Below are 23,866 nucleotides of genomic sequence, written 5' to 3' on the forward strand. Positions count from 1 at the left end.
GAGTATGGGGCCGGCGGCGCTTGTCGCAGGGCCCCCCCGGCCCTGTCCGATGCGCTCGGGCGCCGCAGACGGCTTCGGCCTCACTCAATAATCTCGAACTCCCCGAAATACGCTTCATTCAACGTCAGTCCCAACCCCGGCAAGTTATCGTCCAATTGCAGGTACCCCCTGTCCGGCGCCGGCTCCCCCTTGAAGATGTAATAGAACAGCTCATTGCCCACTTCCACGTCGTGCACCGGGAAGAACTCGGACATCGGCGATGCGGTCGAGGCCATGGTGAGGTGGTAGTTGTGCATCTGGCCCGCGTGCGGGATGACCGGCACGGACCAGGCCTCGGCCATGGCGTTGATCTTCTGCGCGGCGGTGATGCCGCCAACCCGGTTGGTGTCGTACTGGATCACGTCCACCGCGCGGCGCTCCAGCAGGTCCTTGAAGCCGTAGGAGGTGAACTCATGCTCGCCGCCGGAGATGGGGAAGGGGCTCATCTTCTTGAGTTCGGCGTAGCCTTCGATGTCGTCGGCAATCACCGGTTCTTCCAGCCAGCGCGGGTTGAATTCGGCCAGGCGCGGAATCATGCGGCGGGCGTACTCCAGCGTCCAGCCCATATAGCACTCCAGCATGATGTCGACGCTGTCGCCCACCAGCTCGCGCAGCAGGCGCACTTGCTCGATGTTCTTCTGCATGCCGGCGGGGCCATCCTTCGGGCCATAGCCAAAGCGCATCTTCATGGCGGTGAAGCCTTGGTCGAGATAGCTCTGGGCTTCGGCCAGGAACGCGTCGCGGTCGTCGTTGTTGTAGAGCTTGGAGGCGTAGCACCAGAGCTTTTCCTTGGTGCGCCCGCCCAGCAGCTTGAACACCGGCTTGCCCACGGCCTTGCCCATCAGGTCCCACAGCGCGATGTCGACCGCCGAGATCGCTGCCATGCCGATGCCCTTGCGGCCCCAGGCATGGGTGCGGCGATACATCTTCTGCCACAGGTATTCATTGTCGAAGGGGTCCTGGCCGATCACGATCGGGGCCAGGTACTGGTCGATGATTTCCTTGGCCACGCGCGGCGCCAGCGCGCAGTTGCCGATGCCGACGAGGCCCGTGTCGGTCTCGACTTCCACCACCAGCCAGCCGTGGAAGCGGAAGGAGCCCATGGCGTCGCCGCGCTCGAACAGGATGTCGGTGGCGTTGGTGCAGAAGTGGGCCTGCGGGGGCACCGTCTTGCCCTTCCATTCAAAGACGCGGGTGCGAATGCTGGTGATTTTCAAGAGAGTCTCCGTGGGTTTGGTTGCCAGTGGCGAATGGGTGGCGGGCTTAGTGGGCTTACTGGCCTTGGCGGGCTGCGCGGCTGCTGCCCATCTGGCAGGCAATGCGGAAAGCCTGCAGCGTGGCGCCGAGGTCGGCGCGGCCTTGCTGCGTGATATCGAAGGCGGTGCCGTGGGCCGGCGTGGTGATCGGCACCGGCAGGCCGCCCTGTACGGTGACCCCGCGCGAGAAACCCATCAGCTTGATGCCGATCTGGCCCTGGTCGTGATACATGGTGACGATGGCGTCGAACTGCCGCTGCGCCGGGCCACCCTGCACCTTGAGGAAGATGGTGTCGGCGGGGAACGGGCCATCGGCCGCCACGCCGCGCGCCTGCGCGTCGGCCACGGCCGGCGCGATGATGTCGATCTCCTCGCGTCCGAAGGCGCCGTTGTCGCCGTTGTGCGGGTTCAGGCCACACACGGCAATGCGCGGGCGGGCCATGCCGGCGCCGCGCAGGGCCTGGTCGATCAGGTCGATGGCGTCGCCCACGCTGGCGCGGTTGATCATTGCGGGCACGTCCTTGAGCGCCACGTGCGATGTCACGCGGGAGGTCCACAGGCCATCGAGCACATTGAACTCGCAGAAGGCGCCGTGGTAGCCGAGCTTCTCGGCGAACCAGTGCAGCTCGTCGTTATGCCCCATGCCGGCGGCATGCAGCGCGCTCTTGTTGAGCGGGCCGAACAGGATGGCATCGGCCTTGCCGGCGTCGGCCAGCTCCAGCGCCAGTGCCAGCGTGCCGAGGCTGTAGCGGCCGCCTTCGGCGCTGGCCACGCCGCGCTGGTAAGCGGGCTTGCCGTCGAGCTGCCAGTGGAACAGGCGCGCCGCATTGTTGCTGTCATTGCCGGCGAACACCAGCGCATCGGTTTCGCGCAGTGCGATGTCAACACCGGCCACCTGCATGCCGTGACGCCATTCGTCGCGATCGGCAATCAGCAGGATATCGGCGCGCGCCGCGGTATCGGGGTCCGCGAGCAGCTTGGCGATCAGTTCGGGGCCGATGCCGGCGGGGTCGCCGAGCACCATGGCGATTCTGGGTCGTTGGGTCATGGGGTTCTCAGAGTGATCGGGAGATATTGGTTCAGTCCAGCTTGACGCCGAGCTCGGCGATCATCTTGCCGTAGCGTGCATATTCGGCGCGCGAGAAGGCATCGAACTGGGCGGCATTGAGCGTGCCTGGCAGCGCGCCTACGTCGTTCAGGCGGCGCACGGTGTCGGGATCCTTGAGTACGGTGGCTAGCGCGGCGCCCAGCTTTTGCAGCGTGGCGGGTGGCGTGCCGGCGGGGGCGTAGACGCCGTACCAGGCATTGGTCTGGATGCCCGGCACGCCGGCTTCGGCCAGCGTGGGCACGCTCTGCAACAGCGCCGAGCGCTGGTCGGCGGTGACCGCCAGCGCGCGCAGCTTGCCGGCCTTGATATGGTTGATGACGGACGGCATGGTCTCGAAGCTCATGTCGACCTGTCCGCCCATCAGGTCCACCAGCGCGCTGCTGCTGCTCTTGTAGGGCACGTGCAGCAACTTGCCATGGATCTGGTGCGCAAACGCCGCGCCGGCCAGGTGCTGGGTGCTGCCGACGCCGGAGGAGCTATAGCGGAATTTGTCGGGATTGGCCTGGATCTGCGCCACCAGCGACTTGACGTCGCGCGCCGTCACCTGGTTGTTGACCACCAGCACATTAGGCACCGACGACACCAGCGCCACCGGCACCAGGTCCTTGAGCGGATTGAATTGCAGCTTGAGCAGGTGCGGCGCGATGGCTTGCGAGGTGACCACACCCATCAGCAGCGTATTGCCATCGGGCGCGGACTTGGCGGTAATGTCGGCGGCGATGGTGTTGGAAGCGCCGGGCCGGTTGTCCACCACCACGGGTTGCTTGAGGATGGCGGCGAGCTTGTCGGAGACGATGCGGGCCATGACGTCGGTGCCGCCGCCGGGCGCGGCACCCACCATCAACCGTACCGGGCGGGTGTCTTGCGCGTAGGCGCAGGTCATGGCGGCGGCAATTCCCAGCAAGCCGGCGAGGGCGCCGGACATCCATCGTTTCATCGTTGTCTCCATCATTGTTATGGGCCTGCGCTGATGCGCTGATGCGCGGATAGCCAGACTATAGGGATGGCAGTGATATCTGACTAATGATGTTTATTGAATGGGTGATTACCTGCGGGAATACGTGGGGAAGCCCCCCGGTGTGTCTTGAATGCCCTTTCAGGCTGGCGAGCACCCGGCATGCAGCAGCTTGATCAGCTGGCCGGCCGCGGCGGACAGCGTGCCCCCGCGCCGGGTTACGATGCCGAAGGTCTGTTGCCGGGACTGCATCCGCACCGGCAGGATCCGCAGCAGCTTTTGCCGGGCAAACAGCTCCGCCACGCTGGTCGGCAGCAGCGATACCAGCCTGGCACTGCGCTGCAGCATGGTCACCGTGACAAAGGTGGAGGAGGTGGAGATCGCGTTGGGCGGCATGCCCAGTCCCGCCATGTCCAGCTCCCGCTGCAGCAGGGCATGCATGGGCATCTGGCCGGGATAAACGATCCAGCGGTAGCCGGCAAGGTCGGCAAAGCCCAGTTCCCGGCCGCGCGGCGCCGCGTGGGCATAGCCCACCACCACGGAGATCGGCTCGTCGCCCAGCGGCTCGTATTGATAGCTGGCGGGCTGGTCGCTTACCAGCGCACGACCGATGACGAGGTCCAGCCGGCCATCGTCGAGCAGCGTCAGCATGCGCAGGCTGGTGTCCTCGACGATCTCGATGGACAGATTCGGCTGGTCGGCCTGCATGGCATCGAGCGCCGGCACCAGCACCTGCGGCACCGCGCCCATGATGGTGCCCACGGCCAGGTGCCCGCCACGGCCCGAGCGGATCTCGGCCATGTCCTGGCACAGCGACGTCAGGTCCGTTGCCAGCAGGCGGGCATAGCGGATCACGCAGTGGCCGAACTGGTTCGGCCGCATGCCGGTCTTGGAGCGCTCGAACAGCGGCGCATCGAGCATGCCTTCCAGTTCCTGCAAGGCCTTGCTGGCCGCGGACTGCGTCATGGCCATGGCCGACGCGGCCTGGTGCAGCGATTTGTGGTCGTCCAGCGCGATCAGCAATTGCAGTTGCTTCATGCGCAGGCGGGACATCAGCACGTCCAGCGTGGCTTTCATGTGCGTTCTGGTTCCGGAAGGATGACGGTCATGTGAGCGGCCATGTGAAGCGGCCATGTGAGTCGTAAAAGCGATCACGAGATGGAAATGTTTCAATATACAGCGCGGCGTGGCGCGCCGTATATTCATTCCCTGCCGCAAGTCGCCCAGCCATAACAAGGAGAGAGACACCATGCCCGATATCCATCCCGCCTACCGTGGCGTATTCCCGGTGGCGCCCACCATCTTCGACGAGCAGGGTGGCCTCGACCTCGACGGCCAGCGCCGCTGCATCGATTTCATGATCGACGCCGGCTCCAACGGCATCTGCATCCTGGCGAATTTCTCCGAGCAGTTCGTCCTCACCGACGATGAGCGCAGCCTGCTGATGACCACGGTGCTCGAGCACGTGGCCGGCCGCGTTCCGGTGATCGTCACCACCACGCATTTCAGCTCGCGCATCTGCGCCGAGCGCAGCCGTGCCGCGCAGGATGCCGGTGCCGCCATGGTGATGGTGATGCCGCCGTACCACGGCGCCACCATCCGCGTGCCCGAGCGCGCCATCCACGAGTTCTTCGCGACCGTCTCGGCGGCGATCGATATCCCCGTCATGATCCAGGACGCGCCTGTCAGCGGCACCACGCTGTCGGCGCCGTTCCTGGCGCGCATGGCCAAGGAGATTGCCAACGTCTCGTACTTCAAGATCGAGGTGCCGCAAGCCGCGGTAAAGCTGCGCGAGCTGATCGCGCTTGGCGGCGACGCCATCGTCGGCCCGTGGGATGGCGAGGAAGCCATCACGCTGATGGCCGACCTCGATGCCGGCGCCACCGGCGCGATGACCGGCGCGGGCTTCCCCGATGGCATCCGCAAGATCGTGGATGCCTACCAGGCCGGCGACACGGAGCTGGCCGCGCAGCATTACCAGCAATGGCTGCCGCTGATCAACCATGAGAACCGGCAAGGCTGGCTGGCAACCGCCAAGGCGCTGATGAAGGAGGGCGGCGTGATTGCCTCCGACGCGCTGCGCCATCCCTTGCAGCCCATGCACCCGGCCACGCGTGCCGGCTTGCTGCAGATCGCGCGCCGGCTGGATCCGATGGTGCTGCGCTGGGGCAAGTGAGGCGAGCCGTGGCTGACGCGAGCCGCTAACCCCTATCCCCTATCTCCTAACCCATATCGAACGACTGGCGGCGCCGCTGACGCGCCGCTTTTTCATTTCAAGGACCCAAGATGAACCTCACAGGCGAACTGCTCATTGGCCGCCAGTCGGTGCGCGGCACCCATGGCGAGATCCGGGCCATCGATCCCGCATCCGGCGAAACCCTGACACCGGCTTTTGGCGGCGCCACGCGCTCGCAACTGGACCAGGCTTGCGCGCTGGCCGCGCAGGCGTTCGATGTGTATCGCGAAACGCCGCTCGCGCAACGCGCTGCGCTCCTCGAGAAGATCGCTGCCAATATCCTGGAGCTCGGCGACGCGCTGATTGCGCGCTGCGTCAGCGAGAGCGGCCTGCCGCGCGCCCGCATCGAAGGCGAACGGGGGCGCACCGTGGGCCAGTTGCGCCTGTTTGCCGGCGTGGTGCGGCAGGGCGACTTCCTCGGCCTGCGCATCGATCCCGCGCAGCCCGAGCGCATGCCGGTGCCGCGCGTGGACCTGCGCCTGCGCCACATCGCGCTGGGCCCGGTGGCCGTGTTCGGCGCCAGCAATTTCCCGCTGGCGTTCTCGGTGGCGGGTGGCGACACGGCGTCGGCGCTCGCCGCCGGCTGCCCGGTCGTCGTCAAGGCGCATCCGGCGCATCCCGGTACCTCGGAGCTGGTCGGCCGTGCGATCCAGCGGGCGGTGGAAGAACTTGGCTTGCCCGAGGGCACGTTCTCGCTGCTGTTCGACTCCGGGCTGGAGATCGCGCAGGGGCTGGTCAGCGATCATCGCATCAAGGCGGTCGGCTTCACCGGCTCGCGCGCCGGCGGCACCGCGCTGATGCAGCTTGCCGCGGCCCGCAACGAGCCGATTCCCGTCTACGCGGAAATGAGCAGCATCAACCCGGTCCTGCTGTTCCCGCACGCGCTGGGCAACCGCGCTGATGCCATCGGCAAGGCATTCGCTGCCTCGCTGACGCTGGGCGCGGGCCAGTTCTGCACCAATCCCGGCCTGATCCTTGCCGTTGACGGCCCGGATCTGGAGCGCTTCCTGGCAGCGGCCGAAGCGGCGATCGCGCAGATCCCGGCTTCAACCATGCTCACGCCCGGCATTCACCGCGCTTACGGCGCCGGGGTGGAAACCATCGGCTGCCATCCGCAGGTGAACACCGTAGCGCGTGGCCAGGGGGGTGTGCGATACCAGGGGCAGGCCGCATTGTTCTCCACCACCGCGCAAGCGTTCCTTGAACACGAGGCCCTGCGCGCGGAGATTTTCGGCGCGGCGTCGCTGGTGGTGCGTTGCCCGGACCTGGCCACCATGCAGCGCGTGGTGGAATCCCTCGAAGGGCAATTGACCGCCGCCATCCACGTCGATGAAGCCGATTACGACACCGCGCGCAGCTTCCTGCCAGCCTTGGAGCGGCGCGTGGGCCGGATCTTGGTGAACGGTTTCGCCACGGGTGTGGAAGTCAGCCACGCCATGGTGCACGGTGGCCCATATCCGTCCACGTCGGACGGGCGTTCGACTTCCGTTGGCTCGCTGGCGATCGCGCGTTTCCTGCGTCCGGTCTGCTACCAGGACATGCCCGCGGCTTTGCTGCCGCAAGCGCTGCGCGCGGGCAATCCGCTGGGCCTTGCGGTGCGGGTGGACGGCGAAATGCAATCCAGCCGTTAGCCGTTAGCCGTTAGCTCACCGGTTCCATCTCGCTTCAAGGCAAAGCGCGCGGCGCGGCTGTCAGCCGGCACCGCGCGCGGTGAAACCTCTTGCTAACGGATGCATCAGGCGTTGGCGCCTTCGGTGAAGACATTGACCTTGCCGCTGCGAGCGCCGTCGGTGTAGGCATCGAAGCTGCGGGCCGGTGTAGCCGAGACGCCGGTGCGATCCAGGCCGGCAACCAGCGCGCCATCGGTGTACGGGTCAAACTTGCCGGCACGTGCGCCGTCGGTGTAGGCATCGAATCCGCGGGCCGGCGAAGCCGAAACCCCCGAGCGGTCCAGGCCGGCGATGCGGGCGCCGTCGGTGAAGGTATCCAGCTTGCCGCTGCGCGCACCGTCGGTGAAGGTGTCGGTGGACCGGAAGTCGTAGCCATACTTGTCGGCGGGGACCGAGGTGCGGAATGCATAGCCGTACTTGTCGCCGGCGAGGGTGTCCTTGGCGGAAGCGGCCTGGGCGGCGCCAATGGCGGCGAGCGACAGCACGAGGGTGGAAGCGAGCTTGAGGGCGAAGGTCTTGGTCATGATGTTCTCCAGTATCTTAAAATTCGTTGAATTTCGTTGATTGTTCGCTGCGACTGCCAGAACGTTGCTTTGTTTGTGCGCGCCGTCCATGTAACGAACTATAGGAGAGTCATCGGCGCGTTAGATTAGCCTTATCCGGATAGATTGTTCAATATTTTTGAATTTATGGGCAGGCGGCGCAGCGCGGTGCGGACACCGCTTCGGCGGTGGGGGTGCCATTAGGGCGCGGCTATGGACAGGCGCATGTAGCGCGGTCCGATGCTTCAAGCAACCCTGAACAAGCCGTATCTACGATGTAGATACAGGATTTGACGTCCGAGGCTGGCGTATCTACAATGGATATACGCTAACGGAGCCTGTTATGGAACTGTCGATTCAGAAGTGGGGCAACAGCGCGGCTGTGCGTTTGCCCGCTACGTTGCTTGAACAACTCAAGGTTGCTCTGGGCGACAAGCTCGCCGTCGACGTGCGCCCAGAGGGGATCATGCTCAAGCCGGCGCGGCACAGGTATGCGCTTGATGAGCTGGTTGCGCAGTGCGATCCCAATGCGCCGCTGCCCGCAGATCTGACCTCGTGGAACAACCTCGAGCCGGTCGGACGTGAAGCATGGTGAGGCGCGTCAAGTTTGATCGGGGTGACATCGTGCGGGTGAACCTGAACCCGACTGCGGGCCGCGAACAGCAGGGTGATTTCCGCCCTGCGCTTGTGCTGTCACCCGCCGCGTTCAACGCGCTCGGCGTCGCGCTGGTTGCACCGATCACGCAGGGGGGGGACTTCGCCCGTTTCGCCGGCTTCGCCGTGCCGCTGTCCGGTTCCGGTTCCGGTACCGAGACCCAGGGGGTCGCACTGGTGAACATGGTTCGCACGCTGGATCTTGAAGCGCGTGGCGCAAGGAAGGTCGAGCGGGCGCCGGCCGAAGTGGTAGACGACGCGCTGGCCCGTTTGCAAACGATCTTGGACTGATTGGGAGAGGACATCGGCGCGAGCGCCAACTTGGTATCAACTTCCCCAAACAAGGACGCATTGAATCCATCAGCTTGCAATCCGTAATGGCCTTCCTGACGCAACTCGCGCCCGAGTGCTAAAGGTCTTTGTCCTCATCCGTGGCGCCAAAGCGTGGCGGATAGAGCGGATAGCGCAGCGCCGCGTACACCAGCGCGACGGTGGCGATGGCGGTGATCCAGTCGATCAGGTCTTTCATGGCATTCCCTGGCTCATCCCTGGTTTGCTAGCGCCGGACCAGTCCAAGCAGCGCGTGGCTGCCGTCCTGCGCGGCGGTGGATGTGCGGCCGCTGCCCCAGCCTATTGCTGCGCGGTAGCTGCCGGCGTGGCGGGGCTGCGCGGTGGCTGCGTTGTCCGCCGGCTGACAGGCGTCGGCCAGCGGCGCCACGAAGAGTGCGTCTTCGGGGCAGTACAGCTCGCACATGAAGCAGGTCTGGCAGTCCTGCTGGCGCGCGATCGCTGGCGGCTGTCCGGGCACGACGGCGAAGACATTGGTGGGGCATACGCGCACGCAGATATTGCAGCCGGTGCAGCGCGCGCTGTTGAGCAGCTCGATCATGCGGCCACCTTCCAGGTGGTGCCGGCGATGTTCTCGCGCGCGGTCCAGACCTCGTCCAGCCCGCCGCTGATCACCCGGTGGCGCTGGCTTGCATCCTGGCCCGGATGATCGATGCGCCGGTGCATGCCGCGCGTCTCGGTGCGCGCCAGCGCGCTGCGGTACATCCAGCGCGCGGTGGCGAGCATGGCGATGGCCTCGCGTGTGCGCAAGGCATGCTCTGCGCCGGGTGGCGCAGCGGCGTCGCTCCATTGCCACCACAGCGCATCGAGCCGCGCCAGTGAATCGGTGAGCGCCTCGCCATGGCGGAACCAGTTGCGCGCGTAGGGAAACACTTCGGCTTGCACGGCGCTGACGAGTGCCGGTGCGTCAGGCTCGGCCGGGGTCGCCCGCGCGTGCGCGGGGTTGCCGTAGCCGGCGCTGTACAGGGTTTGCCCGGCAGTGAGGCGCGCATCCTGCGCGAAGGCGGCCGCGCCCTGGCCGGCCCACCAGCCGGACGACATCGCCCATGCGGCGTTATGGCTGCCGCCGCCGGTAAAGCCGCCGCAGATCAGCTCGCGCGTGGCGGCGTCGCCGGCTGCATACAGGCCGGGCACGCTGGTGGCGCATTGCGCGTCCAGGATACGCAGGCCGCCGGTGCCGCGTACCGTGCCTTCGAGCCGCAAGGTCACCGGGAAGCGTTGCGTGAAGGGGTCGATGCCAAGGCGGTCGAAGGGCAGGAAATAGTTCGGCTGGGCGCTGCGCATCCACGCACGCACCTTGGCGTCCGCGCGGTCCAGCCGTGCGTACACCGCTTGGGTCTGCAGCGCGCGGGCAATCACGCTGCGGCCCTGCGCGGAGCCCGCGCCTTCCAGCACCTGGCCTCGTGCGTCATAGAAGGTCGCCCATTGGTAGAACAGCGATTTGGTCACCGACGAGAACGCGGGCCCAAGGCCATACGCATTGGAGAACTCCATGCCGGACAGGTCGGCGCCGGCCTGGGCCGCCATCAGGTAACCGTCGCCGGTCAGCACGTTGCAGCCCAGTGCGCGGCTGAGGAAGGCGCAGCCCCCGGTGGCGATCACCACCGCGCTGGCGCGCAGCGTCCACTCGCCCGGCTGGTCCGCGCGGGGCTGGCGGTGCAGGCCCCGTGCGCCGCGCACCGCGCCGCCGGCATCCACCAGCAGGGCCAGCGCCGGGCTGTGGTCGAGAATGCGCACGCCCGCCGCCTTGGCGCGCCGGCGCATCAGCCGCATGTACTCCGGCCCTTGCAGGGAGATGCGCTGCGCCTGGCCGGAGGCGTCTTGCGGAAATGGGTAGCCCCATTCGGCAAGTTGTTCGAGTCCCGCGTAGGTGCGGTCCAGCACCCGGTCCATCCAGGCCGGCTCGGCCAGTTCGCCGCCAAGTGTGTAGCGGCTGGCCTTGGCCGCCGCGCGCGCGGCAGGGTCAGGTGCAACGTGCCAGATGGCGGTGCCGGCTGCCGCCGTCGCGCCCGAGGTGCCGCAGAAACCCTTGTCGGCCAGCACGACGCGCGCGCCGCTTTCGGCAGCGGCAATGGCTGCCCAGGTGCCGGCAGGGCCGCCGCCGATGACCAGCACATCGGTCTGTGGCGCGGGCGTCCTGGCGCGGTACTCGGTTCCGATGGATGGCATGCGGCGATTCCTCCCGGCAGTGGAAATTGGCAATTGGCAATGGGCATATCGAATGATCGAATGACAGTAGCCAACTGGCGCGGGCCGCGCAACGAAGCTTTGGTGCAATCCATATGCGCTCGCCGCAGCGGCGGCGAGCGCGGCAATGCGTGCCGGTGGCAACGAGTTCAATCGGTAAGGTCAGTACTGACGGTCAGCGCTTCCCACTGGTTGATTTCATCCTGCAATGCCTTGAGCTTCTCGCGAACGAAGCCGAGCGCATCGGTGCCCAGCAGAAGATGCACCGGCGGCCGGTCCGACGCTACCACCTTGAGGATCGCCTGCGCGGCCTTGCGGGGATCTCCCGGCTGCTTGCCGGATCTTGCCGCACGCGCGGCGCTCAGCGGTTCCAGCGTTGCCGCGTAGTCCTCGATCGTGCGCACCGTGCGTTGCAGGGAGCGGCCTGCCCAGTCCGTGCGAAAGGCGCCTGGCTCGATCGCGGTCACCTTGATGCCGAAGGGACGCACTTCCTTGGAAAGTGCCTCGTTGATGCCTTCCAGCGCGAACTTGCTTGCGTTGTAGATGCCCACGCCGGGAAACGTCATGAGGCCGCCCATCGACGTGACGTTCAGGATGTGGCCGCTGCGCCGCTCGCGCATGAAGGGCAGCACGGCCTGGATCACGCCGATCGCGCCGAACACATTCACGTCGAACTGCGCACGGATGTCCGTGGGCGTGGCTTCCTCGATGCTGCCCTCGTAACCGTACCCCGCGTTGTTGACCAGCACGTCGATCGGGCCAACCTCGCGCTCGATCTGCGCGACCACGCGCGGGATGTCCGGGCCGGACCGCACGTCGAGCACGTAGCCGAAAGACTGCCCCGGGGACATCGCGGAGAAGGCCGCGCGCTGCGCTTGCTGGCGCAGCGTGCCGGCGACCTTGTCGCCCTGCGCGATCGCGGCCTCGGCCAGCGCGCGCCCAAAACCCGTGCTTACGCCCGTAATGAACCAGGTTTTCATCATTTCTCCAGGAGAATCGTCAGGGGGAGCCGCCGTCCTCGGCGGCTCGGTACAACGGAGTATGGACGTTGCCGACCCTGTGAAGAAGGAAGATAATCGGCAAGGACTTTGCAATAAATTTGCATAATGAATCCAGCTGAATTCCAGGCCCTTTCGGTCTTTGCCCGCGTAGCGCAGGAGCAAAGCTTCAGCGCCGCCGCGCGCGCGCTGGGTATCCCGGTGACGTCCGTCAGCTATACGGTCAGGCGCATCGAAGAGCGCCTGGGAGCCCGCCTGCTTAACCGGACGACGCGCAGCGTCAGCCTGACGGAGGCCGGAGCGCGGTTCCTGACGAGGATCTCGCCGCTCCTGCAGGAACTCGAGCTCGCCATGCGCGATGCTTCCAGATCCTCCAGCGAGTCAATGGGCACGCTGCGCCTGAACGTGCCCCCGAGCGCCATCCCGCTGGTGATCCAGCCCATCCTGAAAGCGTTCCTGACGGCCTACCCCGACATCAATGTCGAGGTCATTGCGGATAACAGCCTGGTGGACATTGTCGGCAAGGGTTTCGATGCCGGCATCCGCTACGACAATGTGCTGGACGAGGACATGGTGATCGTGCCACTCGTCACGCAGATGCGCTTTTGCGTGGTCGCGTCTCCGGCGTACCTGAAAGACAAGGCAAAGCCACGGCACCCGCGAGATCTGCTCAAGCATCAATGCGTGAACTACAGGAGCGCCGATACCGGCGCGTTGTATCGCTGGGAGTTCGAGAAAGCCGGTGAATCCATGCAGATCGCCGTGGCCGGGCGCATCGCGACCAATGACAACGGCTTGCTGCTGCAGTCCGCCCTGGACGGGTTCGGCTTTGCCTACCTGCAATACCGTAACGCCGAGCCGCATTTGCGGGCTGGCGCGCTGGTGAACGTGCTGGACGCGTGGATACCGCGCACGGGGCTCTACCTCTACTACTACAACCGGACGGGGATGCCGAAGAAGCTGCGCGTCTTTATCGATTTTGCCAGGATGGCGCTGGCGGATAGCAGGTAACGGGAACGCCGCCATCAGTGCCAGGCCAGCGTTATTGGCATTGCCATGCGGTGCGGGCGGCAATGGACAAGGGCGCTGGCTCGCGGCCGTGATGCGATTTACGCTGACATAGCCTGCCGCAGTGCCAGGAAGGTGCCATCCGGCTGGTAGAAGATGACCGCGTCCACGATGTCTGGCGAGGGACGGCGAAACGCGACCCGATACCCCTGGAGGCCTTCCAGGTCAAAGGTCCGCCCGTCAAATGGCCGCAATGGCCAACTCTGCTGCCCGCCGATGCGCAGCGATAGCTGGCCCGCCGCATCGAGCGTGACGCTGATCTCCTGCACGCTGTGCATGAAGCTGCCAGCGCAGAGGGCGCGGAACGCCGGGTCGAGCACGTCGCCGCCCGCCGCGCGGCGAAATACGATATCCGCCACCATCGGCTCCAAAGGCGCGCAGATCCGGTCGATGTTGCCTTCCCGGTCATAGCCGAAGCTCAGTGCGAGATTGTCGGGATGGATCTCGGCCGGCTTGTCGGGGGTGGTGAACACATCGTAGTGGCGGTGTTCGAGCTGGCCCGACATGCCGCGCCAGCGCCATGCCAGAGCGTTGTTCTCTTTGGTGATGCCGATCCGCCCGTAAGCCGGGTGTTCGTACTCGCCCGCATAGTCGTCAAGCGGATGGCTCGGCGCGGTGCCGGTCCGGCGCAATTCGCTGCGCGCCTGCTGGTCGACCTTCTGCTGGGCAAGCGCCTGGCGGCGCATGGTGCGGAACCGGTCGAACCAGTCGATCGGCTTGTGGCCGCAAAGCTGATCGAGCGCGGTGTAGGTCAGCAGTTCGGTGACGGCACTTGGGGCGCGATTGGTCAGCACCGCGACGCCGATCCGGCGTTCCGGCAGCATCGCCATTGAGTTGGCCCAGCCGACCCAGCTGCCGGTGTGGGAGACCTTCCGTTCGCCGCGATAGTGTTCCAGCGACAGGCCGAGCCCGTAGTGGAACTCACCCACCTCTTTGAACACGGAGCGGCCCACGTGCACGCGCGGGGTCATCATTTGCCGGATGATGTCTGCCGACAGCAGCGGCTTGCCATCCACGGAGCCTTCATCGATCAGCAAGCGCATCCACTTCGCCAGGTCCGACACGCAGGCATTGAGCCCGCCGGCGGGAAGAGCCCGGATAGGTGTCAGCATTGCACGCTGGCTTTCGTCGCCTTGCATGATGTGCGGATGCGCATGGTTCGGCGCGGCGGCGAGCGCTTCGATGGATAGCCCGAAGTGCGCGAAGCCCAGCGCACGGAGCAGGCGCTCGGTGGTGAAATCCTCCCAGCGCTGCCCGCTGATGCGCTCCGCGATATGCCCGGCCACGAGATACCCCAGGTTCTGGTACTGGTAGGCCTCGCGCACGTCCCGGCTCGGCTCCAGATGGCGCAAGGCCGCCAGGATCTGCACCATGGACAGGTCGCCCGGCGAGTGGATCCAGTCGTGGCGCGGGACGCCGCTGTGATGGCAAAGCAAGTCCCGCACGGTCACGCGCTCGGTTGCAACCGCATCGTGCAGCCGAAACTCCGGTATGTAATCGCGCACGGGCCGGGTCCAGTCGAGCTTGCGCTCGTCCACCAGCAGGCCAAGCCCGGCGGTGGTGAAAGACTTGGTGAGCGAGCACAGCAGGAACTGGGTGTCCGCCGTCACGGGCGCCGGCGCTTGCGTGTCGCGCACGCCATAACCTTTTACCAGCACCGTTTCACCACCCCGGATCACGGCGAGCGCAAGGCCCGGCACCTTCCATTCTTGCATCGACGCCTGAACGAGATCATCGAAATCACTGAGCATGGTGCGGGGTCCTTGTCTCTGCAACGGCGGCTTACTGGACGTCGGCGCGGCTTGCGTTGCGCGTTGCGCGCCGGATCGCCAGCGGGAATCGCAGCGTGCGCCAGACGTTAGCACCGCCCCAGCAATCTGCTATCGCCACCAAGGAGGGTGTGTTGTGGCCGCGCGACGGGCAGGCCGCAGCGCAATCCCGCACGGTTCCCGGCCGGATTGATTTACCGCCAGGATCGCGCTACGATATTTTGAACGTCGTTCAATAATGTTCATCGTTCATTTATATGGATGAGATGGCCGCCCCCGACATGCCGGGCCGCCGCGCCCGAAAGCGCGCGCAAACGCTGGATCTCCTTGCCCGGACCGCCATGGGCCTGTTCGAGGCGCAGGGGTATGACGCCGTGACGATGGAGCAGATCGCGACCGGGGCCGACGTTGCCAAGGGAACGCTCTACAACCATTTCCCAACCAAGGAATCCGTGCTGGCGCACTGGATCCACATGCAATTGGCCGCCGATCTGGCGCATCTGCAGCCCGAGGTCGAACAGCAGGCAGGCTTCCGGCCGGCGATCTCGCTGCTGCTCGATGCCTCGGCCGCCTGGTGCGAGGCGCATCGCGCCTACCTTTCGCCCTACCTTCGCTTTCGTTTCCTCAGCCTGGAAGCTGCGCCACCGCCGGACGAGGCCGTGCAGGCCAGCGACATGACCGATGTGTTCGGGCTGCTGATCGCCCTGGGCCAGCGCTCGGGTGAACTGCGGGACGATCTCGATGCGGCGCATCTGGCGTCGCTCTTCCATCACCTCTATCTCGGCGCGCTGATGCGCTGGCTGACCTTGCCGGGGCGCACGCTGCGCGAGGAGTTCGCGGTGGTGGTGACACTGTTCGTGGAGGGAAGCGCCCGACCGCTGGCGCCGCGTGCAAGGAGCCGCAAGACACCGTGAAATTCATCGTCGCAACCTACGGCACGGAGGGCGACGCCCGCCCGCTGGCTGCACTGTGCCGCGCATTGATGGATGCTGGCCACCAGGCTCGGCTACTTGCCGACGACGCAACGCTTGGCACGGCCAAGGTCCTTGGTGTTCCGACAACCTCGCTGGCGGGGGACATCAAGGGCGCGTTGCAGCCGGAGCTTGCGATCGCCGGCGTGGTGGCGCGCAATCGCGGTTTCACCAGCACGGCGAGCGCGCTGGCGCGCATTGCCAATGCCAATGCCGAGGCATGGCTGCGGGAGATCGTGGCGGCGGCGGGCGAAGGCTGCGATGCCATCCTGGTCTCGGGCCTGGCGGCTTTTGCCGGCTTTTCGGCTGCCGAGCATCTGGGCGTGAGGGCGATCGGCACCGGGCTGATCCCGATCACGCCGACGGCGGGCTTCGCCTCGCCGTTCCTGGCGCAGGCGCGGCTGCCGGGCTGGCTGAATCGCACGAGCCACCACTTCGTCAACGGGATGCTGTGGCGGGCGTTTCGCAAGCAGACCAATGCCGCGCGCGCGGCCGTATGCGGGCTGCCGCCGCGGCGGCAGCTGTGGACCCGGCATCCGATGCTATACGGGGTTTCGCCCAGCCTGTTGCCCGGGCCGGCGGACTGGCCGGGCAATGCGCGTGTCTGCGGCCAATGGATCGCGCCGTCACCGGACTGGACCGCGCCGCAGCCGCTTGCGGATTTCCTCGCCGCGGGGGAGCCGCCGATGTACTTCGGTTTCGGGAGCATGGCCGGGTTTGACCGGCAGAGGATGCTGGACGCCGTGATCACGGCGTGCGCAGGACGGCGGGCGCTGTTCTATCCCGGGTGGAGCGGGGTGGACACCGCCGGGCTGCCGGCGAATGTGTATGTGGTTGGCGACACGCCGCACGACTGGCTGTTTCCCCGGACATCGCTCGTTGTCCATCACGGCGGCTCCGGCACGACCCATTGCGCCGCGCGGGCGGGCGTGCCATCGGTGGTGGTGCCGTTCGCGGGTGACCAGTTCTTCTGGGCGGACCGGCTCAGGCTGGCGGGCGTCGCCGGTGAAGCCGTGAACGGAAAGCACCTGCAAGCTTCGGCACTCGCGCGCGCCATCGCGTTCGCTCAAGGCGCCGAGGCCCGTTCGCGGGCGCGCGAGCTCGGCGCCAGGATGGCGGGCGAAAACGGCCTGGCCGATGCGGTCTCGGCCATCGAGGCCATGATGCGGGATGGCACCTGATGTTACTGGGGTCCGCGGGTGGCCAGGTATCGGGGTTTTTCCGTGTCCGCTAATTTCCGGATCGCTGGCGGGCACGACTAGAATGGATTGTCCGGAGCGAGGCGCTTCGCCCTGAAGTGCCCGCCACGCCCCACATCGCTCACGTCGCTCACGCCGTTCACACCAGAGGAGCCGCCCATGTCCCTGCCTCATCTAGCTTCCGGCCAGGTGGCCAGCGTGCTGCCGCTAGGCGAGCGTCTCAGCAAGACGCCCACGACCGCCTTCTTCAAGGAAAGCCGCCTGGAGGTCATGCGCCTGGTGCTGACCGCCGGCAAGCATATGCCGGCCCATGCGGTAGCCGGGCCCATCACGGTGCAGTGCCTGGAAGGGGAGGTCGATATCGGCGTGGAGGGGGCGCACCGGCTGTTGCGCCAGGGCGACCTGATCTATCTGGAGTCCAACGTGATGCACGACGTGACGGCGATCAGCAACGCGTCGCTGCTGGTGACGCTGGTGCTGCTCTAGCGCAAACGCTCAATGCCTGGCCGGGCGCGCGTGCAATAACCAGAGGACTTCAAAATCCTCCGGCGCCATCGTCGCGCCGTCGAACTCCGGGTCTGCGTTGATCTCGGCCAGCGCCGGCACGGGTACCAGCCCGAGGTTCGTGCTCCCGGTTGCCGCATCGGCGCACGCGAAACCTACGGTTCCATCCCGGAAGAATTCCAGCTTCCGGGTTTCGAAGCGCTCGCCGTCAAGCTCCGACACGAGCCGAACCGGCTCGGAGGGAAGCTCGTGCCGCCAGATGACGTCGATGTATTCCATCTGGGTCTCCCCTCAAGCCGCGTGTCGCCAAACAAAAACCTAGTCCTTGGATAGCTCGCAGAACCGCAGGCGGTTGCCAAACGGATCCGCGACTTGCAACTGCCGTCCCCAGCCCACCAAGTCGATACCAGGTTTTGCATAGCGATACTGCCTGGCATCCAGTTCGCGATGCAGGGCATCGATATCCTCCACGGGGACGAACACCGTTGAACCTGGCGTGGCGTCTCCATGGTGCTCGCTCAGGTGCAGCGTCAGGCCGGATCGCCTCACCTGGGCGTAGAGCGGAAATTCCTCACCGAAACGATGCTCCCAATCGAGGGAAAAGCCAAGATAGTCCAGATAGAATTCCTTGGCCTTCTCGACCGAGAAGATCCGGATGATGGGGATGGCGGGGGACAGGTTCATGGCATTGTGCCCGCGGCTTACGCTTCGACCAGGTTGGGAATCTCCACGGCAGGATTGACGTCGGCCGCATAGTCCACGCCGTCGATGCCGAACCCGAACAGGCGCAGGAACTCCGCCTTGTAGCCCGCAAAATCGGTGAGCGCGTAGATATTGTCGTCGGTGACCTGGTCCCACAACTGCGTCACGCGGGCCTGGACATCCGGGCTGAGTTCCTTCTCATCCGTGCGCAGGCGGCCTTCCGTATCCTGGCGTGGCGACTGGCTGTACAGGCAGTCCTGGTAGAGCGAGTAGACCTGCTCGATGCAGCCTTCGTGGGTGCCGGTTTCCTTCATGACCTTGAACAGCAGCGACAGGTACAGGGGCATCACCGGGATGGCGGAGCTGGCCTGGGTCACCACGGCCTTGAGCACCGCGACGCGGGCGTCGCCGCCGGTGGCGGCCAGCTTGCTGCGCAGGTCCAGCACCTTCTGGTCCAGGTCTTTCTTGGCGGCGCCGATGGAGCCGTTCCAGTAGATGTCGTGGGTGACCTTCTCGCCCAGGTAGGTGAACGCCGTGGTCTTTGCGTTGTTGGCGAGCACGCCGGCGGCGAGCAGGGCGTCGATCCACATTTGCCAGTCTTCGCCGCCCATCACGGCGACCGTGTGATCGATCTCTTCCTGCGTTGCCGGTTGCAGGGCGATTTCCTTGATCACCTCTTTGTCGGTGTCCAGGCCGCGCTGCCGGATTTCCTTGCCAATGGGCTTGAGCGTGGAATTGAAGATTTCCCCCGTCTTCGGGTGCTTTCGCCGCGGCGCAGCAAGGCTGTAGACGACCAGGTCGACCTGGCCAAGATCACGCTTGATGATGTCGATGGTTTGCTGCTTGATCTCGTCGGAAAAGCCGTCGCCATTGATGCTCATGGCATAGCGGCCTTCGGCCGTTGCCGCCTTGTGAAACGCCGCCGTGTTGTACCAGCCTGCGGTGCCAGGCTTGCTCTCGGTGCCGGCGCGTTCGAAGAACACGCCGAGCGTGTCGGCGCCGCAGCCGAACGTTGCCGTGATGCGAGCGGCAAGCCCATAGCCCGTGGAGGCGCCGATGACGAGGACCTTCTTGGGTCCGTTGGCAACCGGGCCGTTCGCTTTCACATAGGCGATCTGCTGGTTGACGTTGGCTTCGCAGCCGGCGGGGTGGGCGGTGACACACATAAAGCCGCGCACGCGGGGTCCGATGATCATGGTGGGTTCCTTGCAATTTTGGTGGATTGTAATGGAACCCTGGCCTGCGGCATGCGCCAGCTTGCATTGCCGCCTGTATCAATCGTCCCGCGTCAGCACCTCCAGCAACTCGATCTCGAAGACCAGGTTCGAGTTCGGTTTGATATGGGCGCCGACCTGGCGTTCGCCATAGGCAAGGTGAGCTGGCACATGGAGCTTGCGCTTGCCGCCGACTTTCATGCCCATCAGCCCCAGGTCCCAGCCCTTGATCACGCGCCCGGTGCCGATCACGCACTGGAAGGGCTTGCCGCGATCATAGGAAGAGTCGAACCTGGTGCCGTCCTCCAGGTAGCCGCTGTACTGGGTGGTGATCAAGGCGCCTTTGACCACGGCCTTGCCGTCGCCGAGTTGCATGTCTTCAACCTGTAGTTCGTTGCTCATCCGCTGCTCTTCTTTCATGGTCATGGGTGCATTGACCGAGGAAGCAGAGTTTACATCCCGTGGCAGTGCCACCAGAAGGGGCGCGGGCGGATTTCTGCAATCGGGCCGGCTATCGCTGCTCGGGAGGAAGCCCGCGAATGGCGGCTGCAAACTGCGCATGCGTGGCCGGATCCACCGGCCGGTGCTTGGTTTTCGTGCTCGCCGGATCGTTGCCCAGGAAGTTGTTGCCCTTCCAGTTGCGCGCCGGCCGGATCGGCCTTGGCATGAAGCCGCCCCCACAATTTGGGCAGACATTGCCCAGGACATCGTCCACGCATGACGCGCAGAATGTGCATTCATAGCTACAGATGCGCGCTTCCAGCGACGCCGGCGGAAGCGCCTTGTTGCAATGCTCGCAGCTTGGCCTGAGTTCCAGCATGTTCAGTCTCCTCCGCTATGGCATGTCATATCAGTAAATTCCCTGCCATACTAATCACAAGGGAATATCGCGGCAATTCGAAAATATGACAGGCATGATAAAAATCATGCCATCCGAAGATGAACGATCGGGGGCAACGATGAAGCGCATCTTCCTTGTGCTGCCGCCGCAGGTGCACATGCTGGATCTTGGCGGGCCGATGCAGGTGCTGGGCTCCGTGGCCGCGCTCGGGATCTCGCCACTGGCGCTTCACTGTGTCGGGCCGCTGCAGGCGCTGACAAGCTTTCAAGGCCTAGCCTTGAGCGGGGTACAGGCCTTGCCGGCACGGCTGGCGCCCGGCGACGTGGTGATCGTGGTTGGTTTCAAGCTCGAGCTCAGCGCGCTGTCCACGCCGGAGTACCGGAAGATCGTTGACTGGCTCCAGGCCGTGGTGCAGCCCCGCCTTGGCGAGGTGACGCTGGCCAGCGTCTGCACCGGGGCATTCCTGCTTGGCGCGGCCGGCCTGCTCGACGGGCGCAGCTGCACGACCCACCACGAGCACCTGGCGCGGTTGCAGCAACGCCATCCGCACGCCCGGGTGCTGGCCGGCCGGGTGCTGGTCGAAGATGGCGCGTTGATCACCTCGGCCGGTGTGACGGCGGGCATCGACCTCGCGCTGCACCTTATCCGGCACGCGTTCGGCGCCCTGGCCGCGATCCAGGTCGCGCGCGAGAACGTCGTGCCGTTCCGCAGGCTGGGCCAGGATCCGGCGCTCGATGCGCAGCTGCGCTACCGCGATCATCATCATCCGGTCATCCACGCCGTGCAGGATTTCCTGACCAGGCAGCCTGCCTGCGAATTGTCGTACAGCGAGCTGGCCGGCCGCTTCGCGCTGAGCTATCGGCATCTGGCGCGGTTGTTCCAGCAGGAGTGCGGCGTCACGCTCAAGCAGTACCAGCAGCAATTGCGGCTGGATCTGGCACGCAGGTTGCTGAAGGACAGCGACTGGGCAGTCGAGCTGGTTGCGCAGCGCTGCGGCTTTGCCAGCCCGCAGGCGTTGCGCGCCGCGTGGCGGCAGGAAGAGGCCGTGCCGCCGTCGCGCTGGCGGTCACAGGCTTGAACGCTTCAGCGGCGCCTAATGCGGGATCGCCGCATAGAGTGCCTTGACGGCGTTGGCGAATGCCGCCGGAGATTCGGCCGGCCGGCGCTGGGTCGAGCCGGCGGACGTGGCGTTGGCGCTGGTGGGCCGCGGCGCGGTGTCGGGGCTCGACGAGAACTTGACGATGGTCAGCGCCTTCTTCGGGTTGATGTAGATCTTTTGGCCAAAGCGCCCGCTTGCCTCGATCGATCCGTCGCCATCGTTGACTTGGTACCAGTAGTCGCGGTAGGCGTAGTTGGCTCTGCCGGCTGCCAGGTTCCCGGTGGCAAACAGCGCCTGGTTGTCATTGGGCTTCAGCGCGAGGCGAACGGCTTTGCCGGCGATGGCGCCCGGGTTCTCGCCTGAGCTGGCCTTGCGAATCGCTTCGGCAAAGCGGGCAGCATCGCGCAGCGTGCTGTTCATGCCGCCACTGGCCATTTCCGTGCCGAGCTGGTCGACCTGGATATAGGCATCGTCCTCGGCAAAGCGGGACCAGATGCGCTGCGCAACCAGCTCGCTCCACGATTGGCCGGTGATCCTGCGCAGCGCCCAGGCAAGTGCCTCCGGGGAACCGTTCTGGTAGTACCAGACATTGGTCCCGGCAGCTGGCTGCGGGACCTGGGCGGCCTTCAGGAAGTCGTAGATATTGTCGGGCGCGCCGTCGCGGCGCGCAATCAGGCCAACGGCGCCAAACAGGCCCAGATCGGGCGGCAGGCTTGCCGGGTAGCTGACGGCTACCTCCATGTCTAGGTTCTTCTGGATCGTGGCTTCGCCGAACGGGTTGCCGGCCAGCTCCGGCACGTAGCTGGCCAGCTTCGCGTTGGGGTCCAGCTTGCCTTCGTCGATCAGCATGGCGGCAAGCAAGCCGGTGATCGACTTGGTCATCGAAGCCCAGATATGAGGCTGCCGGGGACCAAAGGAATCGAAGTAGCGCTCGTAGATGACTTGTCCCTTGTGCAGGACGATAAAGCCGTCGGTGTACGTATCGTGCAGGTAGCTCGACAATTTGACCTGTTGCCCCTCGAGGTCGAACGTCACATCGTCAAGGCGCGCAACCGGCGCAGCCGGCAACGCGTGCGGCGACGCGGCGCGCGTGATGCCGGCGGTGGGCGAGGTCTCCCGCGCATGGCGGAACGCCCATCGCAGGTTGGGGAGCTGGAACGCGTTCGCCTTGGTCACGCGCTTGTCCGGCGCGGGTGGAAAGCCCTGCATGATGCCAAGCCTGACCGGGTCGGTGGTCTCGGGCGGGTTTGGCGTTTGCGCGCCAGCCAGGGGGGATGCGGATGCGAGCATCGCGGCGATGGCGATCGATGCGCCGTAACGCGCCGCGCTGGCGCCATGCCTGCTTCCAGGATGCATGCCTGTCTCCATGTTCTATCGTTTGGCCTGAATTGCTACCCGTTGTGTTCGCCAAGCGCGGGAACGTGATCGTCGCTTGCTGGCAGCCCAAGGGAAAACCTGACCGGGAAGCTCAGCGCGACGGCGTTCTCCGCGGGCACCTCGCGCACCATGTTTCGCGCCTTGACGTGCGGGTCCGCGAATAGCTCCTGCGCGCTGAGCGCGGGAGAGAACGGCAGGTCGAAGGGCGCGAAGACTTCCGCCCATTGCGCGAGGGACCGCGACCGGAAGATCCCCTTGAGCAGGCCGTTTACTTCCGGCTTGTGCTGCTGGCGGCCAGGCCGCGACGTGAAGCGGGCATCGCGCAGCGCTGGATAATCCGCACCGATCGCCTCGCACAGGTTGAGCCAGAACTTGTTTTCCAGGATGCCCATGGCGAGATGGCGGCCATCGCTGGTCTCGAAGAGATCGTTGTCCGGCATGACGGTTGGCGATTCGTGCGGGCGATCCTCGTACCCGCGCGCGGCCCAGGCGCCATGCGCGGTCCACGACAGGATGGCGTCATGGATCGACACATCGAGATGCTGGCCACGTCCATGCTGCCGCGCGCTCATGACCGCCACGGCCAGCGCCAGCGCCGCATAGCCCGAGGCCGCGTAGTCGGAAACGCGCACGCGCGGCCGGGACACCTTGTCGTCCACCTGCACCGGCACGGACCAGTAACCCGCCAGCGCGAGATAGTTCAGGTCATGGCCGGCATGGTCCGCATACGGGCCGGTCTGGCCGAACCCGGACACGGAGCACAGCACGATGGCCGGGTTCACTTGCGCAAGGGCGTCATAGCCCAGGCCAAGGCGCTGCATCACGCCGGGCCGGAACCCTTCGACCACGGCGTCTGCCGCTTTCACCAGGCGCAGGAATGCCGCGCGGCCCTCATCGGATTTCAGGTCGAGCGCGACGGATTGCTTGCCGCGATTGAACTGCGCGAACACGGCGGGCCCGAGCTGGCGGGCGGTGTCGCCCGTGCCCGGCTGCTCCACCTTGATCACGTCCGCGCCCAGCTGCATGAGCAGGGTCGTGGCGTGCGGGCCGGGCAGGAGCTGGCTGAGATCAATGATCTTGACGTCCTTCAGGCAGGACCACTCTGGTTTCATTGCCGGCTCCCGGTGCT

General features: G+C 65.8%; 25 protein-coding genes. 9 read left to right on the top strand and 16 right to left on the bottom strand.

All coding sequences use genetic code 11. The features are described from left to right. Positions 1–80 precede the first annotated feature (80 nt). From AC1Q7Q_RS22675 to AC1Q7Q_RS22690, 4 genes are all read right to left on the bottom strand, one after another. Complete coding sequence (locus tag AC1Q7Q_RS22675; RefSeq protein WP_492370940.1) at positions 81–1,256, bottom strand: L-rhamnonate dehydratase; 1,176 nt, start codon at positions 1,254–1,256, stop codon at positions 81–83. Between the two features lie 55 nt (positions 1,257–1,311). After that, the gene (locus AC1Q7Q_RS22680; protein ID WP_492370939.1) at positions 1,312–2,343 is read right to left on the bottom strand and encodes a 4-hydroxythreonine-4-phosphate dehydrogenase PdxA; all 1,032 of its coding nucleotides are present in this window, start codon (positions 2,341–2,343) and stop codon (positions 1,312–1,314) included. A gap of 31 nt (positions 2,344–2,374) precedes the next feature. Beyond that, the gene (locus AC1Q7Q_RS22685) at positions 2,375–3,340 is read right to left on the bottom strand and encodes a Bug family tripartite tricarboxylate transporter substrate binding protein (RefSeq protein WP_492370938.1); all 966 of its coding nucleotides are present in this window, start codon (positions 3,338–3,340) and stop codon (positions 2,375–2,377) included. Positions 3,341–3,499: 159 nt separating this feature from the next. Next, on the bottom strand, positions 3,500–4,435 hold the full coding sequence (locus AC1Q7Q_RS22690; RefSeq protein ID WP_492370937.1) for a LysR family transcriptional regulator: 936 nt from the start codon (positions 4,433–4,435) through the stop codon (positions 3,500–3,502). A 172-nt stretch (positions 4,436–4,607) separates the two neighbouring features. Between AC1Q7Q_RS22690 and AC1Q7Q_RS22695 the strand changes: the two genes are divergently transcribed. Together AC1Q7Q_RS22695 and AC1Q7Q_RS22700 are read left to right on the top strand one after the other, a co-directional pair. Continuing rightward, positions 4,608–5,534 (top strand): dihydrodipicolinate synthase family protein, encoded by a 927-nt coding sequence (locus AC1Q7Q_RS22695; RefSeq protein WP_492370936.1) that lies wholly within the window; start codon positions 4,608–4,610, stop codon positions 5,532–5,534. Positions 5,535–5,644: 110 nt separating this feature from the next. Beyond that, a complete protein-coding gene (locus tag AC1Q7Q_RS22700) occupies positions 5,645–7,225 on the top strand; it encodes an aldehyde dehydrogenase (NADP(+)) (RefSeq protein WP_492370935.1) in 1,581 nt (526 codons plus the stop codon). Between the two features lie 104 nt (positions 7,226–7,329). Here AC1Q7Q_RS22700 and AC1Q7Q_RS22705 read toward each other — a convergent pair whose 3' ends face one another. After that, positions 7,330–7,788 carry a hypothetical protein gene (locus tag AC1Q7Q_RS22705; protein ID WP_492387216.1) on the bottom strand — a complete coding sequence of 153 codons (459 nt, stop codon included), beginning with the start codon at positions 7,786–7,788 and terminating at the stop codon, positions 7,330–7,332. A gap of 361 nt (positions 7,789–8,149) precedes the next feature. Here AC1Q7Q_RS22705 and AC1Q7Q_RS22710 point away from each other — a divergent pair, with 361 nt between their 5' ends. Beyond that, positions 8,150–8,401, top strand: coding sequence for an AbrB/MazE/SpoVT family DNA-binding domain-containing protein (locus AC1Q7Q_RS22710; protein ID WP_492370933.1), 252 nt, complete (start codon positions 8,150–8,152; stop codon positions 8,399–8,401). Then, complete coding sequence (locus AC1Q7Q_RS22715) at positions 8,395–8,751, top strand: type II toxin-antitoxin system ChpB family toxin (RefSeq protein WP_492370932.1); 357 nt, start codon at positions 8,395–8,397, stop codon at positions 8,749–8,751. Before AC1Q7Q_RS22710 ends, AC1Q7Q_RS22715 begins: the two co-directional genes overlap by 7 nt. A gap of 265 nt (positions 8,752–9,016) precedes the next feature. Here AC1Q7Q_RS22715 and AC1Q7Q_RS22720 read toward each other — a convergent pair whose 3' ends face one another. The 3 genes from AC1Q7Q_RS22720 to AC1Q7Q_RS22730 form a co-directional block, all read right to left on the bottom strand. Beyond that, on the bottom strand, positions 9,017–9,349 hold the full coding sequence (locus AC1Q7Q_RS22720; RefSeq protein ID WP_492370931.1) for a 4Fe-4S binding protein: 333 nt from the start codon (positions 9,347–9,349) through the stop codon (positions 9,017–9,019). Next, on the bottom strand, positions 9,346–10,977 hold the full coding sequence (locus tag AC1Q7Q_RS22725; protein WP_492370930.1) for an FAD-dependent oxidoreductase: 1,632 nt from the start codon (positions 10,975–10,977) through the stop codon (positions 9,346–9,348). The genes AC1Q7Q_RS22720 and AC1Q7Q_RS22725 overlap by 4 nt, the downstream gene beginning before the upstream one ends. Before the next feature lie 167 nt (positions 10,978–11,144). Continuing rightward, on the bottom strand, positions 11,145–11,978 hold the full coding sequence (locus AC1Q7Q_RS22730; protein ID WP_492370929.1) for an oxidoreductase: 834 nt from the start codon (positions 11,976–11,978) through the stop codon (positions 11,145–11,147). A gap of 123 nt (positions 11,979–12,101) precedes the next feature. Here AC1Q7Q_RS22730 and AC1Q7Q_RS22735 point away from each other — a divergent pair, with 123 nt between their 5' ends. After that, positions 12,102–13,004 (top strand): LysR family transcriptional regulator, encoded by a 903-nt coding sequence (locus AC1Q7Q_RS22735; protein ID WP_492370928.1) that lies wholly within the window; start codon positions 12,102–12,104, stop codon positions 13,002–13,004. A gap of 98 nt (positions 13,005–13,102) precedes the next feature. On the opposite strand, the gene AC1Q7Q_RS22740 is transcribed toward AC1Q7Q_RS22735, so the two are convergent. Beyond that, complete coding sequence (locus AC1Q7Q_RS22740) at positions 13,103–14,812, bottom strand: serine hydrolase (RefSeq protein WP_492370927.1); 1,710 nt, start codon at positions 14,810–14,812, stop codon at positions 13,103–13,105. Between the two features lie 284 nt (positions 14,813–15,096). Between AC1Q7Q_RS22740 and AC1Q7Q_RS22745 the strand changes: the two genes are divergently transcribed. The 3 genes from AC1Q7Q_RS22745 to AC1Q7Q_RS22755 all read left to right on the top strand — a co-directional run bounded on the left by AC1Q7Q_RS22745 (position 15,097) and on the right by AC1Q7Q_RS22755 (position 17,486). Then, on the top strand, positions 15,097–15,744 hold the full coding sequence (locus AC1Q7Q_RS22745; RefSeq protein WP_492370926.1) for a TetR/AcrR family transcriptional regulator: 648 nt from the start codon (positions 15,097–15,099) through the stop codon (positions 15,742–15,744). After that, a complete protein-coding gene (locus AC1Q7Q_RS22750) occupies positions 15,741–16,982 on the top strand; it encodes a glycosyltransferase (RefSeq protein WP_492370925.1) in 1,242 nt (413 codons plus the stop codon). Before AC1Q7Q_RS22745 ends, AC1Q7Q_RS22750 begins: the two co-directional genes overlap by 4 nt. Positions 16,983–17,159: 177 nt before the next feature. Then, a complete protein-coding gene (locus AC1Q7Q_RS22755) occupies positions 17,160–17,486 on the top strand; it encodes a cupin domain-containing protein (protein WP_492370924.1) in 327 nt (108 codons plus the stop codon). Positions 17,487–17,495: 9 nt separating this feature from the next. On the opposite strand, the gene AC1Q7Q_RS22760 is transcribed toward AC1Q7Q_RS22755, so the two are convergent. The 5 genes from AC1Q7Q_RS22760 to AC1Q7Q_RS22780 form a co-directional block, all read right to left on the bottom strand. Continuing rightward, on the bottom strand, positions 17,496–17,783 hold the full coding sequence (locus AC1Q7Q_RS22760; protein WP_492370923.1) for a DUF6881 domain-containing protein: 288 nt from the start codon (positions 17,781–17,783) through the stop codon (positions 17,496–17,498). Positions 17,784–17,822: 39 nt separating this feature from the next. Next, the gene (locus tag AC1Q7Q_RS22765; protein ID WP_492370922.1) at positions 17,823–18,188 is read right to left on the bottom strand and encodes a glyoxalase superfamily protein; all 366 of its coding nucleotides are present in this window, start codon (positions 18,186–18,188) and stop codon (positions 17,823–17,825) included. A gap of 17 nt (positions 18,189–18,205) precedes the next feature. Continuing rightward, positions 18,206–19,402 carry an enoyl-ACP reductase FabV gene (fabV, locus tag AC1Q7Q_RS22770; RefSeq protein ID WP_492370921.1) on the bottom strand — a complete coding sequence of 399 codons (1,197 nt, stop codon included), beginning with the start codon at positions 19,400–19,402 and terminating at the stop codon, positions 18,206–18,208. Between the two features lie 78 nt (positions 19,403–19,480). Then, a complete protein-coding gene (locus AC1Q7Q_RS22775; protein WP_150984937.1) occupies positions 19,481–19,822 on the bottom strand; it encodes an FKBP-type peptidyl-prolyl cis-trans isomerase in 342 nt (113 codons plus the stop codon). Positions 19,823–19,931: 109 nt separating this feature from the next. Continuing rightward, complete coding sequence (locus tag AC1Q7Q_RS22780) at positions 19,932–20,240, bottom strand: DUF1272 domain-containing protein (RefSeq protein WP_492370920.1); 309 nt, start codon at positions 20,238–20,240, stop codon at positions 19,932–19,934. Between the two features lie 139 nt (positions 20,241–20,379). On the opposite strand from AC1Q7Q_RS22780, the gene AC1Q7Q_RS22785 reads away from it, so the two are divergent. Next, positions 20,380–21,339, top strand: a complete 960-nt coding sequence (locus AC1Q7Q_RS22785) for a GlxA family transcriptional regulator (protein WP_492370964.1) — start codon at positions 20,380–20,382, stop codon at positions 21,337–21,339. Positions 21,340–21,354: 15 nt separating this feature from the next. Here the strand turns inward: AC1Q7Q_RS22785 and AC1Q7Q_RS22790 are convergent, their stop codons facing one another. Next, on the bottom strand, positions 21,355–22,716 hold the full coding sequence (locus tag AC1Q7Q_RS22790; RefSeq protein ID WP_183034918.1) for a serine hydrolase domain-containing protein: 1,362 nt from the start codon (positions 22,714–22,716) through the stop codon (positions 21,355–21,357). Positions 22,717–22,751: 35 nt separating this feature from the next. Next, positions 22,752–23,849 (bottom strand): CaiB/BaiF CoA transferase family protein, encoded by a 1,098-nt coding sequence (locus AC1Q7Q_RS22795; RefSeq protein WP_492370919.1) that lies wholly within the window; start codon positions 23,847–23,849, stop codon positions 22,752–22,754. Positions 23,850–23,866 lie beyond the last annotated feature (17 nt).

The organism is Cupriavidus sp. GW823-FHT07A04 (assembly GCF_058794615.1).